The organism is Megasphaera sp. SW808 (assembly GCF_012027795.1).
Classification (GTDB): Bacteria; Bacillota; Negativicutes; order Veillonellales; family Megasphaeraceae; genus Megasphaera; species Megasphaera stantonii.
Genome location: NZ_SJOT01000021.1, coordinates 38086 through 51604, shown reverse-complemented (window position 1 = coordinate 51604; position 13519 = coordinate 38086). Strand labels below are relative to the sequence as shown.

The 13519-nt window shown below is 52.0% G+C and carries 15 protein-coding genes; 13 read left to right on the top strand and 2 right to left on the bottom strand.

Features of this window, described 5'->3' with window-relative positions; all coding sequences use genetic code 11:
- From E0L13_RS08610 to E0L13_RS08585, 6 genes are all read left to right on the top strand, one after another.
- On the top strand, nucleotides 1-1063 hold a 1063-nt coding region (locus tag E0L13_RS08610; RefSeq protein WP_168061758.1), incomplete at its 5' end, for a hypothetical protein.
- A gap of 156 nt (nucleotides 1064-1219) precedes the next feature.
- Nucleotides 1220-1708, top strand: coding sequence for a transcription elongation factor GreA (gene greA, locus E0L13_RS08605; RefSeq protein WP_087476802.1), 489 nt, complete (start codon nucleotides 1220-1222; stop codon nucleotides 1706-1708).
- 23 nt (nucleotides 1709-1731) lie between these two features.
- A complete protein-coding gene (gene lysS, locus E0L13_RS08600; RefSeq protein WP_168061756.1) occupies nucleotides 1732-3240 on the top strand; it encodes a lysine--tRNA ligase in 1509 nt (502 codons plus the stop codon).
- A gap of 69 nt (nucleotides 3241-3309) precedes the next feature.
- Nucleotides 3310-4515, top strand: a complete 1206-nt coding sequence (locus E0L13_RS08595; protein ID WP_168061754.1) for a hypothetical protein — start codon at nucleotides 3310-3312, stop codon at nucleotides 4513-4515.
- A 118-nt stretch (nucleotides 4516-4633) separates the two neighbouring features.
- The gene (gene brxF / locus E0L13_RS08590; protein WP_087476805.1) at nucleotides 4634-5098 is read left to right on the top strand and encodes a BREX-3 system P-loop-containing protein BrxF; all 465 of its coding nucleotides are present in this window, start codon (nucleotides 4634-4636) and stop codon (nucleotides 5096-5098) included.
- Between the two features lie 134 nt (nucleotides 5099-5232).
- Nucleotides 5233-6063 carry an undecaprenyl-diphosphate phosphatase gene (locus tag E0L13_RS08585; RefSeq protein WP_087476806.1) on the top strand — a complete coding sequence of 277 codons (831 nt, stop codon included), beginning with the start codon at nucleotides 5233-5235 and terminating at the stop codon, nucleotides 6061-6063.
- 30 nt (nucleotides 6064-6093) lie between these two features.
- Here E0L13_RS08585 and E0L13_RS08580 read toward each other — a convergent pair whose 3' ends face one another.
- Nucleotides 6094-6561, bottom strand: coding sequence for a hypothetical protein (locus E0L13_RS08580; protein ID WP_087476807.1), 468 nt, complete (start codon nucleotides 6559-6561; stop codon nucleotides 6094-6096).
- Between the two features lie 24 nt (nucleotides 6562-6585).
- Entirely contained in the window at nucleotides 6586-7095 is a 510-nt protein-coding gene (locus E0L13_RS08575; protein ID WP_168061752.1) for a hypothetical protein, read from the bottom strand.
- 139 nt (nucleotides 7096-7234) lie between these two features.
- On the opposite strand from E0L13_RS08575, the gene E0L13_RS08570 reads away from it, so the two are divergent.
- The 7 genes from E0L13_RS08570 to truA all read left to right on the top strand — a co-directional run bounded on the left by E0L13_RS08570 (nucleotide 7235) and on the right by truA (nucleotide 13486).
- Nucleotides 7235-7789, top strand: a complete 555-nt coding sequence (locus E0L13_RS08570; protein WP_168061750.1) for a DUF805 domain-containing protein — start codon at nucleotides 7235-7237, stop codon at nucleotides 7787-7789.
- Between the two features lie 12 nt (nucleotides 7790-7801).
- Nucleotides 7802-8020 carry a FeoA family protein gene (locus E0L13_RS08565; RefSeq protein ID WP_087476810.1) on the top strand — a complete coding sequence of 73 codons (219 nt, stop codon included), beginning with the start codon at nucleotides 7802-7804 and terminating at the stop codon, nucleotides 8018-8020.
- 5 nt (nucleotides 8021-8025) lie between these two features.
- Complete coding sequence (gene feoB, locus E0L13_RS08560; RefSeq protein WP_206081596.1) at nucleotides 8026-10128, top strand: ferrous iron transport protein B; 2103 nt, start codon at nucleotides 8026-8028, stop codon at nucleotides 10126-10128.
- Nucleotides 10129-10217: 89 nt separating this feature from the next.
- Nucleotides 10218-11057 (top strand): energy-coupling factor transporter ATPase, encoded by an 840-nt coding sequence (locus E0L13_RS08555; RefSeq protein WP_168061748.1) that lies wholly within the window; start codon nucleotides 10218-10220, stop codon nucleotides 11055-11057.
- Nucleotides 11042-11911 carry an energy-coupling factor transporter ATPase gene (locus E0L13_RS08550; protein ID WP_095629188.1) on the top strand — a complete coding sequence of 290 codons (870 nt, stop codon included), beginning with the start codon at nucleotides 11042-11044 and terminating at the stop codon, nucleotides 11909-11911. Before E0L13_RS08555 ends, E0L13_RS08550 begins: the two co-directional genes overlap by 16 nt.
- A complete protein-coding gene (locus E0L13_RS08545) occupies nucleotides 11901-12701 on the top strand; it encodes an energy-coupling factor transporter transmembrane component T (RefSeq protein ID WP_168061746.1) in 801 nt (266 codons plus the stop codon). Before E0L13_RS08550 ends, E0L13_RS08545 begins: the two co-directional genes overlap by 11 nt.
- Nucleotides 12698-13486 (top strand): tRNA pseudouridine(38-40) synthase TruA, encoded by a 789-nt coding sequence (truA, locus tag E0L13_RS08540; protein ID WP_168061744.1) that lies wholly within the window; start codon nucleotides 12698-12700, stop codon nucleotides 13484-13486. The genes E0L13_RS08545 and truA overlap by 4 nt, the downstream gene beginning before the upstream one ends.
- Nucleotides 13487-13519: the final 33 nt, after the last annotated feature.

The following is a 13519-nucleotide window of genomic DNA, read 5'->3' as shown; positions in this document are numbered from 1 at the left end:
TTTACTTGGCTCAATTAATCTTACCTGTATTTTTCATTATTTAATACCTGCGCTATGGAACGCTAGTTTAGTGCTTTATTTTTGGCAATGCCGTATTACGGGGACGCTTCGATTTTCAGACAATTTAGGAAAAAGAAGTTTTCTCTATATCGTGATTTACTTAGCAATTTTTTCTAATGTTTTGTCGAGCATTATATTAAGCGCTTACGTAGGCGCTTGCTTGGCGAAAAGCTTTATACAGCAGAGGATACGCACTAAGCAGGCCTTTTTTGCATACTTGAATGAAAATAAATTCTTTGTCATCATTTTAGTCGTATGGTTTATTTCATTGATTTTAGAAGCTAATGGAGGTCGCTCTAGGGCGATCGGCGCTAGTATTGCTCATTTGCCGCTATATGAGACAGGAATGGAATTCATCAAAGTTTTTAAACACATTAACAAATATTTTGCAGGAACGTTTATTTTTGTAATAGCGGTAGCAGGGATTTATTATTATAAAAGCAAGAATCTGCTGAAGAAAAAAGTACTTTGCAATGAGATGACTATTTTATTACTTGCTTTATTAGGAACGGGGATGTATTTGCTCCTGGTCTGTGCAAAATCTAGCGCTGGATACATAGGAAGAAGCGATGTCATCATAGGCTTGTTCTTTTGGATACTTTTATTGCTGTTCTCCTGCGGGGCGTATATTGTTGCATATTGGCAGAGAATAATTTTGCTATTGCCTCTTTTATTATTATTTTTTACGGTGCAAACCATTTATAGCAGTGGAGATACTTATTACGCTGAAATTACTATGGGAAGAATCGATCCGGAAATTTGTTACCAAATCGATAAAGATCTGATAAATCAAATTATAACTGCGGAACAAGAGGGGAAAACGGAAATGATATTGGTTGTACCAAAGGGAGACAATCGGGATAATTGGCCTCATCCCATGTATATGGGCGGGAATATTTCTAAAACATTGCACCGTCATGGGATTATTAGATATCCAATTTCTATTAAGATTCAGCCGGATACTTCTATGAATGAAACATATCATATTCCTATTCCTAAATAATTGCATATGCTTTTATACGCGAATAAACTCTCTTTCATTGACATACATAACAGATACGCATATAATTAAAGTTATCGTAAAATAGAAAGGTGGAAATAGTGCCAAGGTGTCTTGACACTATTTCTATTTGCCGTCATAGGGAAAAGGAGTACTAATATGACAAATGAAACGCTGATTACGCAAGAAGGTCTGGAACAATTAAAGGAAGAATTAAACGAGCTGAAATCAGTTCGCCGCATTAAAGTTTCCAAACGTATTCAGGAAGCAATCGCTTTGGGCGACTTGAGCGAAAACTCTGAATATGATGACGCTAAAAATGAACAGGCTTTTGTCGAAGGCCGCATTTCCGAACTGGAAAATAAAATCCGTACGGCAAAAATCATTCAGGAATCTGACGACAGCAGCGCGAAGGTGCGCCTGGGCTCTAAAGTGATTCTGGAAGACGTAGAAACGGGCGACCGTTTTGAATATACCGTCGTCGGCACGGCGGAAGCCGATCCGTTCAACAATAGAATTTCCAATGAATCTCCCGTAGGCAAGGCGATTTTGGGACAGCCGATCAACGAAGCGAATCCCGTCGTCGTCACGGTCAAAGCGCCGGCAGGCGAATTGAAATACCGGATTTTGCCGTTTACGGCGGAATAAAAAAGCCTATAGGAGGAATTGTCATGTCCGATGAAATGCAGAAAGAAAATCTTGTCATAGAAGAAGAAAAATTAAACGACCAAATGAAGGTGCGCCGCGAAAAGATGCAGAGCTTTATCGACGCCGGCGTCTATCCCTTCGGTCAAAAATTTGACTGGGATCACCATGCCCAGGAATTGAAGGACCAGGCGGAAGCCCTGGAAAAAGATGAAACGGTCGTCCGCATTGCCGGCCGCCTCATGGCGATCCGCCGTCACGGCAAGACGGCGTTCTGCGTCCTTCGCGATATCAGCGGCGAAATCCAGCTGTATTTCCGCAAGGATATTTTGGGTGAAGAATCGTATACCTTGTTCAAGCTGCTCGATATCGGCGATATCGTCGGCGTCGAAGGGGTTGTTTTCACGACCCATACGGGCGAAACGACGGTCCGCGTTGAAAAATGGACGCTGCTGTCCAAGTCTCTCCGTCCGCTGCCGGAAAAATTCCACGGCCTGACGGATAAGGAAACGCGCTATCGCCAGCGGTATTTGGATCTCATTGTCAATCCGGAAGTAAAAGACACGTTTATTAAACGGTCCCAGATTATCAAGGGCATTCGTCAGTATTTGGACGAACGGGGCTTTTTGGAAGTAGAAACGCCGATGCTGCACACGATTGCCGGCGGCGCGGCTGCCCGTCCCTTCAAGACCCACCACAACGCCCTCGACATGGATATTTACCTGCGCATTGCGCCGGAACTGCACTTAAAGCGCCTGCTCGTCGGCGGTTTGGAACGAGTCTATGAAATGAACCGCTGCTTCCGCAACGAAGGCATCGACACGCGCCACAACCCGGAATTTACGACGGTAGAATTGTACCAGGCCTACGGCGATTTGGAAGATGTCATCAAGATTACGGAAGAAATGGTATCCCAGCTGGCTATGAAGCTGTACGGCACGATGAAGATTACCTATATCGACAAGGAAATCGACTTGACGCCGCCTTGGGACCGAATGACTATGATCGAAGCTGTTAAAAAATACACCGGCGAAGACTTTACGGACGTCAAGACCGTAGAAGAAGCGCGGGCTATTGCCGACAAGCTGCACGTCGAATACGGCGAATACGACGGCATCGGCAAGATTATCAACGGCTGCTTTGAAGATTACGTAGAAGAAAACCTGATTCAGCCGACGCTCATTACGAACCACCCGCTGGAAATTTCGCCGCTGAGCAAGCAGGACCCGGATAATCCCTTGCTGACCTATCGTTTTGAAGGCTTTATTTACGGCCGCGAGCTGGCCAACGGCTTCGGCGAATTGAACGATCCTATCGACCAGCGCAACCGTTTTGTCGAACAGATGAAGGAACGCGAACGGGGCGACGACGAAGCTCATCAGATGGATGAAGACTACTGCCGCGCTCTGGAATACGGTTTGCCGCCGACAGGAGGCCTGGGTATCGGCATCGACCGCTTGGTCATGTTCCTTACCAACAGCGCGTCCATTCGCGACGTACTGTTGTTCCCGCTTAGCCGTCCGGAACAGAAATAATTAGGAAACACCCTTTGAACCATCGTGTCGAAGGGTGTTTTTTGCAAAAGCCCCATGAGGAGGAAGACGATGAACGGAAAAAAGAACTTGATACTCGCTGTTTTTTGCCTGTTGTGCGCGTCCTGTCTGCCCGTCGGGGCCGTTTCTGCCGACGGCAGTCCCGCCCAGTCTGAACCTGCCCTTCCGACAGTCCAGAGCCATACCGGCGCTGCGGCACAAGCTGCGGCGGCAGGGGAAGGTGAAGAGGCTGATAAAAAAGACAAGAAGAAACCGATTTCCAACGGCAAGGTATTGACCAAAGAGGAAATCGGGGCTATGGATATTGCCGTTCCCAGCGTCCTGCATGCCGGCGATTTTCACGTCGGCGGCATACACTGCGGCGACAGCCTGCGCAAGGTCCGAAGCCTGTACGGCAGCCCGACGAAGTATGCCCGCAGCGCCCATTATACGACGATGCAGTATGACGGCAAGGATATTGCCATGCGGGTTCGCAGCCGCAACGACACGGCCGATATTCTGAAAGAAACGGGAGAAGAACGGGAAGGCGTCCGCATCGGCGTCGAATCGGTGTTCCTGACTAGCGGGAAAGACGCTGTCTTCGGCAGGGGCCTGCGCCTGAAAATGCCTGCGGAGGTACTGGTCCGCCAGATGGGGATTCCCTCCAACGTCTTGCGCGATGCCGACGCCAATATTTATTACTTTGTGTATGAAAATCCTGCGAGGGACGGCGCCATGATTTTTGCCGTCGCCAATCGGAAAATCGAGCGGGTGGCCCTCATGCCGCCGCGTCCGCCCTACAGCCGCGGTGAAGCCCTGCCGGCGCAGAATAAATGGTCGGAACGGGATTTTACGCTCATGGGATTCAGCTTGAACCAGCCCTTCCAGGCCAATAAATACAACATGTGGAATAACCTGGTCAAACGGGACAGCAACAATTTCTGGCTCTATGGCGATTACGGCGTCGAAGTAGACCGCCGGAACATGGTGCAGAAGGTCTTTCTGCTGACCAACAACGCCTATACGAGCCGCGGCGCGACGCTGGGCTACCATATTTCAACGGTATTGTCCCTGTACGGACGGCCCGACCGGGTCGAAGTTGGGCCGGAAGCGGAGAAATCCGTTGACGCCTACTATTATGACAGTCCCTTCCAAAAGGGCATTTCCCTGGTCTTCGTCGTCAACCACGCCAGCCGGTATGTGGAAGATGTGCTGCTGATCAGCGCGCCTATTCAGAATCTGCAGGACCCTATGGCCCGTTACGGCCTGCAGTCCTGACGGCGGCGCGGGACGATTCTTCAAGTATATACAAATAAAATAGCAAAAATGCTTTACTTATATGACTGACATCCAGTATAATAAATATAACTAATACTAGCAGATGAAGGTGATTTTCATGGTTACAGATGCAGATGTTTTAAAACGGTGGAAGTACATTGCTCAGGAAGATGAAAAGCTGCTTATCCTTATCGGCGGTCCCGGCTCCGGCAAGAGCAAGCTCATCCGTGAACTGACGTTCCAGGATGGCTGGAAGATTTGCGAAGCCCGCGAGCTCTTCGACGACGAATTCTTGGAAATTCCTCGGGCCGACCGTCCGGAAAAAGCTATTTCCCTCATTTCGACGGCGATTCACCGCCTCAACGCCCGCGTTGTCATGATCGATAACGTCGAATTCCTGTTCGCCCCGATTTTGAACCTCAATCCGGTTCAGATGCTGAAGGACTTGAGCAAGGAATGCCCGATTATCGTCAGCTGGCGCGGCAGCCTGGAAGGCAACACGTTGTATTTCGAACACAACGGCGATCCCAAGTATGCTAAATTTACAATCGAAGATCCGAAACATGTAATGTCCCTCGACTGATTTCCCCGTACGTGCGTAAAACGCCGCAGAGCCTGTTGATTCTGCGGCGTTTTATTTTGCTCTTTTTTTCTCCTGTACGGCATGGTATAATGACAAAAGCGTTTGTTTGATTTCAATAAAAGGAGCAGATAACGATGGGTGACTATATGATTGCCGTCATCTTGGGGATCGTCGAAGGGGTAACGGAATACCTGCCTATTTCTTCGACGGGCCACATGATTCTCGTCGGCGACTGGCTGGGATTTACGGGGCCGAGGGCCAGCGTATTTGAAGTATTTATTCAGCTCGGCGCTATTTTGTCGGTTCTGGTGATTTATAAAGAAAAATTTATCCGTATGCTGCGGCAGTACCGCTGCTGGGATATGCTGCGCCCGCAGAATTGGCGGCGCAACGATACGGGGCTGACGCTGGCTCACGTGGGAGCGGGCATCGTGCCGGTCATGATCATCGGCTACTTTGCCCATGGAGTGATCAAAACGTATCTCTTTTCCGTCGGCACCGTCATTATCGGCCTGGTCATCGGCGGCGTGTTCATGCTGCTGGCCGAACGGGCGAAAATACGCGTGCTGTGCGACGATGTGGAAAAGATGACCATCTTGCAGGCATTTTTAGTCGGCGCCTTTCAGATGTTCGCCTTGTGGCCCGGCTTTTCCCGCTCCGGCTCGACCATTGCCGGCGGCTTATTTCTGGGGCTGAGCCGGAAGGCGGCAGCAGATTTTTCCTTTATCATTGCCGTGCCGGTCATGATCATCGCCTGCTTTTACGATTTGCTGAAGAGCTGGTCCGTATTGGACAGCGGCGATTTGGTCATGATTGCCATCGGCTTTGTGACGGCCTTTATCGTAGCGTATATTTCCGTATTGTGGTTCCTGAAATTTCTCAATAAATCGACCCTTACGTCCTTTGCCTGCTACCGGTTTTTAGTCGCCGTCGTATCGTTTGTGTATTTCTTCATCTTGAAATAGAAAAAGCGCCGCAAGGCGCTTTTTTTGCAGTTATGCCTGCGGCGATGAAAGGACGGCGAAGCTGCGGGAAATATCGGCGATAAAGGGCTGCGGATCCGTTCCTTCCGGCAGGTCGCGGAGGATGCTTTCCAATATGTTTGGGAAAAAGAGGTTGACGCCCTGCATGTATACGTAATAATAATACTGCAGTCCGTCGTCGCCTTTTAAAATCATCGGCGCCAGCTCGTCGTTTACGGTGAAGGCTAGGTCGTAAAAATCGAGCAGCTCTTGCTTGAAGCGGTCTAAATGGAGCTCGTTTTTCCCGTAGTCCTCCAGAAGATGGGAGCCCATATCGGCCAGAGCCTTCGGAAGGCCCGCCGCTTTTTCCGGCATTTCCGCGCCGTTGTCTTCCAGGACGTGATGGAGCGTATGAAGGGCGCCGACAAGGGATTCACAGAAAAAATTAAAGGTCAGCAAACCGTCCGAACCGGTCAAGCCGGTAAAGGTATATGTTGTCATGATAGATGTTTCCTCCTGGGCAGGTTAATTTAAACGGCTTCCGTGGATGTCCAAAGGAGCGAGTCCGGAGAAGTCTCGTTGTATTTGCTCTATAAATTGCTGTAGTTTTTGACTTTCCGGCAGGTCCATGAGCAGGCTTTGCAGCATGACCGGCAGGAAGTGCTTGAGGCCTTGGACGAATACTTGGCCGTAATAGACGGCTTCGAGGGGCGCGTCGGACAGATCGTCTTCCAGGTCGCTGCAAAGAGAAAAGGCCAGGTCGTAGAAGGCCAGTATGTTTTCTCTGAACCGGCCTAATTGCAGGCAGTCTGCATGATAGTCGTCCCGCAGGTCGGCGCTGATATCTTCCAGCATGTCGAACAGCTCGTCTGCGTCGTCGGCGGGAATGCAGAGATGGTTTTCCTCCATGACGTCCAGGTAATCAGACAGGGTATCGGCCAACGATTTGCTGAAGAATTCGAAGGTCCACAAGGCTTCGTCGCTCAGCATTCCGCTGAATGTATATTTGTCTTTATGGTATACTCCTTTTTTCATGAAGCTCCTCCTTTTTCATTGTATCGGTGCAAGTGTATTATACCATAATTTGCAGAAAATGAATTGAGTCGAGGCCAAGAATATGATACCATTGGTACGTAGTAAAAAATGGAAAAAGGTCTTATCGGAGGGAATACCTATGGCAAAGCATAAAAAGATACAATTAAAGAAGCGCTCCGGCCCGGCAGCCCGCATCCACCGCGGCTTGTCCATGCCCGTCGGCCCGGGCAGCGACAGCAGTACGCTGAGCTTCCGCAGCTTGGCGGAGCTGAAGGCGAAGTATTTCGTCTTCACAGGCCGCCTGCCGCGCCGTTCCTTTATCATGAGGACGCTGGTCCTCATGTTTGCCCAGCTCATGTTTTCGGCTATTTTATACAGCCGCTTCGCCGAAGCCGTGCTGATCAACCGCATGGATTACGCTGCGGTGTTCGGCATCATCTTCGTGCTGCTTTCTATACCGGTCATCTGGTCGCAGCTGTCCTTAGGTGTTCGCCGCTGTCACGATATGAACAAGCAGGGAGCCTTGTTTATCATTCCCTTTGCCTGTTATCTGGCCAGCTACATCCTGCCGATTGCCGGCATGGATACGGCGGCGACGGCGGCCCAGTCGATCATGGCCGTATCCTATTTGGGCTTTTTTACCGTGAAGGGGACGTCCGGCGACAACGCCTACGGACCGGAACGGGCTCGTTAGGGGGATGAGACAATGACTTTGGATCATGGAATCGCAGGCGATACGTATATCGTGGAAGCCCTGCATCTGCCGCAGAACATGGAACGGCGCCTTCAGGCGCTGGGAATGATCAAGGGAACGAAGGTGTCGGTTCTCAACAATAAAAACGCCGGCACGATGATCATCCAGATGCGCAGTACGCGCCTGGCCCTCGGCAAGGGGATTTCATCACATATTGAAGTAAGGAGTTGAATCGTATGAAAGCGGAAGTGCAAGGACAAACGGATCCGCTTCGTACCGTGAGCAGTATGGAACAGAAACCGTCAGAAATGACCGTCGCCTTTATCGGCAATCCGAATTGCGGAAAGACGACGTTATTTAACGCCTATACGGGAGCTAATTTGAAAGTGGCGAACTGGCCGGGCGTTACTGTAGAAAAAGTAGAGGGGGCCATCGATTCCCACGGCGTCCACATCCATCTGGTCGACTTGCCGGGGACGTACAGCCTGACGTCTTATACGATGGAAGAGCAGGTTTCCCGTAATTTTATTTTAAGCGACCAGGTCGACGTCATCGTCGACGTCGTAGACGCGTCGGCGCTGGAGCGGAATCTGTATCTGACGCTGCAGCTTCTGGAGTTAGGCAAGCCCGTCGTCGTCGCCCTGAACATGATGGATATCGTAGAAAAGCGGGGAATGGAAATCGACCTGCACCGCCTGCCGGAAATGCTGGGCGTGCCGGTCATCCCCGTGTCGGCCCTGAAGCGGCGGGGCCTGAGCGTGCTGCTGCACGCAGCGGTCCACCATCGCGGCCACGTGCGGCCGGACAGGCTGATCCACAACCATTCCGATGAGACGAAGCACCGCCACAATCATCACGATGAATTTGCCATGGTGTACAGCGACGCCCTGGAGGACAAAATCGACGCGGTGCGGAGCATGCTGCACGAACGGTATCCTGACATTTACAACCATCGCTGGCATGCCTTGAAGCTGCTGGAAATGGACCCGGAAGTGACGAAGAATTTTCCCGTCGATGATCCGGCCCATGTCATAGACCGCAGCTATGAAACGGACATCATCAACGAAAAATATAATTTTATAGAGGAAATCATACAGGAAGTCGTCGTCAACCGGGCGGCCCGGGCGGCGGCGACGGACTATGCCGACAAGATACTGACGAGCAACTGGCTCAGTATCCCCGTGTTCCTCTGCATCATGGCCGTCGTCTTCTTCCTGACTTTCTTCATCGGCGATATGCTGAAGGAGTATTTTGAAGAAGCGATAGACTTCTTGTCGCAGGGCGCAGGGGCTATTCTGGCTGCGGCCGGAGCGGGCGACATGGTCGTCTCCCTGGTGTGCGACGGCATCATTGCCGGCGTCGGCGGCATCTTGACGTTTTTGCCGAATATTTGTATTTTGTTCTTTGCCCTGGCCCTTTTGGAAGACAGCGGCTACATGTCCCGCGTAGCCTATATTATGAACGATATTATGAATAAGATGGGCCTGTCGGGACGGGCCTTTATTCCGATGATACTGGGCTTTGGCTGCAGCGTGCCGGCTATCATGGCTTCCAGGGCTCTGGAAAATAAGGAAGACCGGTATCGGACAATGCTGGTTACGCCGTTCATGTCGTGCAGCGCCAGACTGCCTATCTATATTTTATTTTCCGGCATGTTTTTTCCGAACCATGCCATGCTGGCGGCCTATTCCATGTACATCATCGGCATCGTCGTCGCCCTGGTATCGCTGTTGGCAATCAATGTGATGCGCAAAGACACGTCGGACAACGCGCTGCTCATCGAGCTGCCTGAATACAAGCGGCCCAGCAGCCGGACCGTGGCGATTTACGTATGGGAAAAGGTAAAGGATTACCTCAGCCGAGCCGGTACGATTATCTTCGCCGCGTCTATTATCATGTGGTTTATTTTAAACTTTGGCCCGAGCGGATACGGCGATATGGCCAACAGCTTCGGCGCGCTGATCGGCCGGGGCCTGACGCCCTTTTTTGCGCCTATCGGGCTGGGATATTGGCAGATTACGGTGGCTCTTATCGCCGGCATTTCGGCGAAGGAAGTCGTCGTATCGAGCTTTGCCGTATTATTTGACGGCCTGAATATCAACTCGACGGCCGCCCTGGCCGCCTTGGCGGCGACGCTGGGACAAAGCGGGTTTACAGCCCTCAATGGCTACTGCATGATGCTGTTTTCCCTGCTGTATGTTCCCTGCGCGGCTACGATCGCCACGATACATGCGGAATCGCAGAGCTGGAAATGGACGGCTTTTTCCGTGGCCTTTCAGATTTTTGTCGCCTGGATTATTACCTTCGCCGTATATCAGATCGGCAGCCTGGTCGGTTAGGTTTACCTTTTGCCGTGCGTTGCAGTTTTACAATTCTGGCGAAACACTGTATAATATTCGGGAATATATTTTTATTGAGGAGATAGGTCATGAGCATACCTATGATAAAGCTGGACCATATGAGCCATGCGTATCAAGATGAAGAAGGCAAGACGGTCTACGCCGTAAAAGATATATCCTTGACGATCGAACCGGGAGAATTTGTCGCCGTCATCGGCACGAACGGCTCAGGCAAGTCGACGCTGGCGAAGCACTTCAACGTGCTGCTGACGCCGACGGACGGCGCGTGCGAAGTATGCGGGCTGCGGACGGACGACCCCGACAATGTGTGGGATATACGGCAGGAGGTAGGCATGGTTTTCCAAAATCCGGACAACCAGATCGTTGCCGCCGTCGTAGAAGAGGACGTAGCTTTCGGCCCGGAAAATCTGGGCGTGCCGTCGGAGGAAATCAAGCAGCGCGTCAGCGACGCTCTGAAACGGGTCAATATGACGATTTACGCTAAACACGGCCCCCATCTTTTGAGCGGCGGACAGAAGCAGCGCATAGCCATCGCCGGTATTTTGGCGATGCAGTCCCACTGCATCGTACTGGACGAACCGACGGCGATGCTGGACCCCGTCGGCCGGCGCGAAGTCATGGAGACGATCCGCCAGCTCAACGCCGAAGGCATTACGGTCATTATTATTACGCACTTCATGGAAGAGGCGGTGCAGGCCGACCGGGTCGTCGTCGTCAATCAGGGCGAGGTTAAAATGGACGACGCGCCGCGCAGCGTTTTCAGCCACGTCGACGATCTGAAAGCCATGGGCCTCGATGTTCCCGTAGCGGCCGAAATTGCCGCGCGTCTGCGGGAAAAAGGAATTGACCTGCCCGGCGATATTATTACCAAAGAAGAACTAGGAGAAGCGTTATGTCGATTAAGTTAGATCAGGTGACCTATACCTACGGCGTAGGCTCGCCTTTTGAACGGACGGCGCTGCATGAAACGTCCGTAGAAATTCACGAAGGCGAATTCGTCGGCATCATCGGCCATACGGGGTCGGGCAAGTCGACCTTCGTCCAGCTGCTGAACGGGCTGATTCATCCGACGAGGGGCGTCGTGACTGTAGACGGTACGGATATTTCGAAAAAGACGAAGGAAGTCATGGCTATCCGCCATAAAGTAGGCATGGTGTTTCAGTATCCGGAATATCAGTTGTTTGAAGAAACGATTGCCAAGGACATCGCCTTCGGGCCGCGGAATTTTGGCCTGAGCGAAGACGAAATCGAAGAGCGGGTACGGGAAGCGATGGAATTCGTCGGCCTCGATTACGACACCTATGCCGACCGCTCTCCCTTCCGGCTGAGCGGGGGACAAATGCGGCGCGTCGCCATTGCCGGCGTTATCGCCATCCATCCGAAGTACCTCATTCTCGACGAACCGTCCGCCGGGCTGGATCCTGTCGGCCGCCGGGAAATCTTTTCTGAAATACAGCGCTGGCATAAGGAAAAAAATATTACTGTCATTTTAGTATCTCATAATATGGAAGATATTTCCCAGATGGCGACGCGGCTGCTCGTCTTGTCGCACGGCAATATCGTCCTCGACGGCGAACCTCTCGATATCTTTTCCCATCGGCAGCAGACCCTTCATGACGCCGGCGTGTCCGTGCCGCCCGTTACGGAAGTACTGCAGTATTTGCAGTCCAAAGGCTTCGATATCAGCGACAGGGTTCACAGCGTCGACGAAGGAGTCGCCGCCGTATACGACTGCATAAGGAGGATGAACCATGCTCACTGATATTACGCTGGGCCAGTATTTTCCCGGCACGTCCTTCCTGCATAAGCTGGACCCGCGGGCTAAAATCCTGGGGACCCTCATTTTTATCGTCGCCATCTTTTTTGCCGACTCCCTGGCGTCGTACGGCGTCGTGACGGCCTTTGTCGTATTGAACTTCGCCATATCCCGCCTGCCGATTAAATTGATTGCCAAGTCGCTGAAGCCGCTGTGGATTATCATCATTTTTACCATGAGCATCCACGTCTTTTCCACGCCGGGGGAAGTGCTCTGGCAGTACGGCATTCTTCATATTACGCGGGAAGGGGTGTATCAGGGCTGCCTGATGACGGCCCGCCTCGTCTATTTAATCGTCTTTTCTTCCCTTCTTACGTACACGACGTCGCCCATCGTCCTGACCGACGGCATCGAGCATTTGCTGAATCCCTTCAAGCGCGTCGGCGTGCCGGCCCATGAGCTGGCCATGATGATGACCATTGCCCTGCGGTTCATTCCGACGCTGCTGGAAGAAACGGACCGCATCATGAAAGCCCAGACGGCCCGCGGCGCCAATTTTACCAGCGGCAGCCTGTGGCAGCGTGGGAAGAACATGATACCCTTGCTGGTGCCGCTGTTCGTCAGCGCCTTTCGCCGCGCCGAGGATCTGGCGACGGCCATGGAAGCGCGCTGTTATCGCGGCGGCGAAGGGCGGACACGGATGAACGAGCTGGCCTATACGTACCGCGACGCCGTGGCGATGGCGGCCGTCCTCGTCGTCACCTTCATACTGGCTGCGATGCGGTGGCTCCTATGAAAAAAAATATTCGTCTGATTATTGCCTACGACGGCACGGATTTTCACGGATTTCAGCGTCAGACCAACGCTGCGTCCATACAATTATGCGTCGAGCAGGCCTTATCGGCGATTTTCCAGTCGCCTATTACGATTTACGGCGCAGCCCGTACCGACGCCGGCGTCCATGCCCGCGGGCAGGTCGTCAACTTCTACGGCGAAGGGACGATTCCGACCGAGAAGATTCCCTATGCCATGAAAGGGTATTTGCCCCGGGAAATTGCCGTGCTGTCGGCAGAGGAAATGCCCGATGCATTCAGCGTGCGTCACGACAATAAAGGAAAGCATTACTGCTATTCTATCGTAAACCGCCGCATGCACGACCCCTTTCAGCTGCGGTACGCCTGGTTTATCCGCAAGCCCCTGGACCGGCAGGCGATGATGGCCGGCGCGGAGATCTTGCTGGGAACCCATGATTTTTCTGCCTTTGAAGGACAGAATACGACGCCTATGAATCCCGTCAAGACGATGTACGCCATCGACCTGGAAGAGCAGGGGCATTTGCTGCGCATCCACGTCGTAGGCGACGGTTTTTTGTATCACATGGTGCGAAACATCGCCGGCGGCCTCGTCGACTTGGGTCTCCAACGGCTGACGCCCGACGAGTTCCGGCGCATCCTGGAAGGAAAGGACCGGACGAAGCTGGGCGCGACGGCGCCGGCTCAAGGCCTTTGCCTGGAAGAAGTATTTTACAGCGAGGAACGGCTGCAGTCCGTGCTGACACAGTTAAAAGCGCAGCGTATATAACCTATGTCCGCAATTAACAGTCGGACATAGGTT

What these genes read in the sequence shown, in the direction of transcription:
- greA (WP_087476802.1), top strand. Translation starts at nt 1,220, where the DNA reads ATGACAAATGAAACGCTGATTACGCAAGAAGGTCTGGAACAATTAAAG.
- lysS (WP_168061756.1), top strand. Translation starts at nt 1,732, where the DNA reads ATGTCCGATGAAATGCAGAAAGAAAATCTTGTCATAGAAGAAGAAAAA.
- E0L13_RS08595 (WP_168061754.1), top strand. Translation starts at nt 3,310, where the DNA reads ATGAACGGAAAAAAGAACTTGATACTCGCTGTTTTTTGCCTGTTGTGC.
- brxF (WP_087476805.1), top strand. Translation starts at nt 4,634, where the DNA reads ATGGTTACAGATGCAGATGTTTTAAAACGGTGGAAGTACATTGCTCAG.
- E0L13_RS08585 (WP_087476806.1), top strand. Translation starts at nt 5,233, where the DNA reads ATGGGTGACTATATGATTGCCGTCATCTTGGGGATCGTCGAAGGGGTA.
- E0L13_RS08580 (WP_087476807.1), bottom strand. Translation starts at nt 6,561, where the DNA reads ATGACAACATATACCTTTACCGGCTTGACCGGTTCGGACGGTTTGCTG.
- E0L13_RS08575 (WP_168061752.1), bottom strand. Translation starts at nt 7,095, where the DNA reads ATGAAAAAAGGAGTATACCATAAAGACAAATATACATTCAGCGGAATG.
- E0L13_RS08570 (WP_168061750.1), top strand. Translation starts at nt 7,235, where the DNA reads ATGGCAAAGCATAAAAAGATACAATTAAAGAAGCGCTCCGGCCCGGCA.
- E0L13_RS08565 (WP_087476810.1), top strand. Translation starts at nt 7,802, where the DNA reads ATGACTTTGGATCATGGAATCGCAGGCGATACGTATATCGTGGAAGCC.
- feoB (WP_206081596.1), top strand. Translation starts at nt 8,026, where the DNA reads ATGAAAGCGGAAGTGCAAGGACAAACGGATCCGCTTCGTACCGTGAGC.
- E0L13_RS08555 (WP_168061748.1), top strand. Translation starts at nt 10,218, where the DNA reads ATGAGCATACCTATGATAAAGCTGGACCATATGAGCCATGCGTATCAA.
- E0L13_RS08550 (WP_095629188.1), top strand. Translation starts at nt 11,042, where the DNA reads ATGTCGATTAAGTTAGATCAGGTGACCTATACCTACGGCGTAGGCTCG.
- E0L13_RS08545 (WP_168061746.1), top strand. Translation starts at nt 11,901, where the DNA reads ATGCTCACTGATATTACGCTGGGCCAGTATTTTCCCGGCACGTCCTTC.
- truA (WP_168061744.1), top strand. Translation starts at nt 12,698, where the DNA reads ATGAAAAAAAATATTCGTCTGATTATTGCCTACGACGGCACGGATTTT.